Source organism: Imperialibacter sp. EC-SDR9 (assembly GCF_902498805.1).
In the GTDB taxonomy this organism is placed as follows: domain Bacteria; phylum Bacteroidota; class Bacteroidia; order Cytophagales; family Cyclobacteriaceae; genus Imperialibacter.
On record NZ_LR701636.1, the window covers coordinates 1 to 1,014 of the forward strand.

General features: G+C 42.0%; 1 protein-coding gene. It reads left to right on the forward strand.

Translation table 11 applies throughout. The features are described 5' to 3' along the window. Positions 1 to 1,014: ISAs1 family transposase (locus GC130_RS25505; protein WP_152001204.1), on the forward strand; the 1,014-nt coding region annotated here is incomplete at both ends.

Below are 1,014 nucleotides of genomic sequence, written 5' to 3' on the forward strand. Positions count from 1 at the left end.
TTCAAAAGGTTTTGAACAGGTAAAAGACAATCTTTTTTGCAATATCTTTAGTCAAATGAAAGATTGCAGAACTACTTATCGGGGTAATTTACGATACCCTCTGGTCGAAGTCATGTTTTTGGTTATTTCTGCTGTAGTAAGCGGAGCCAATGACTGGGTGGTTATAGAAGAGTTCGGCAAAGGCCAATTGGAGTGGCTACGCCGTTTTTTCCCATTTAAATATGGAATACCTTCCCACGACACCTTAGGCAGAATATTCGCCGGGCTGGAAAGCGAGCAATTCAATGCCTGTTTTAGGCAATGGGTAAACCAAATCAGTAAATCTAGCGGGGGGCAGGTAGTCGCTATTGACGGTAAACGAATGCGGGGATCCTACGACAAATCAGCAGATCAGTCGGCAATCCATATGGTATCAGCCTATGCGGCCAAGGATCACCTTTGCCTGGGGCAGGTTACTACAGAACACAAAAGCAATGAAATTACTGCCATCCCTCAATTATTAAAGGTGCTTGTACTAGAAGATTGTATTGTAACAATAGATGCGATGGGTTGCCAGCAAGCTATTTCACAGCAGATAATTGATAAAAGGGCTAACTATATTTTAGGAGTAAAAGAAAATCAAAAAGGTTTACTCAATCAAGTGGAGAAGGTTTTTACCATTACTGCTCCTGAAGATAAATTTACCAGTAATTCGGTTGATCATGGGCGTGTAGAAACCAGAACATGCTCTGTTATCAGCAATTTCCAGTTCTTTGATGACTATCAAGACTGGCCAGGAATCAAAAGCCTCATCAAAGTCGAGGCCCAACGCTATATGAAAGACAGCGGGAAGACCGAGGCAAGTATCAGGTACTACATTAGCAGTTTAACTCAGTCAGCCCAGCAAATTAACACAGCTATCAGAGACCATTGGGCCATTGAAAATAAACTTCATTGGGTACTAGACGTCGTCTTCAATGAAGACGCTTCCAGAAAAAGGAAAGGAAACTCAGCAGCAAACTTCAATGTCATCAC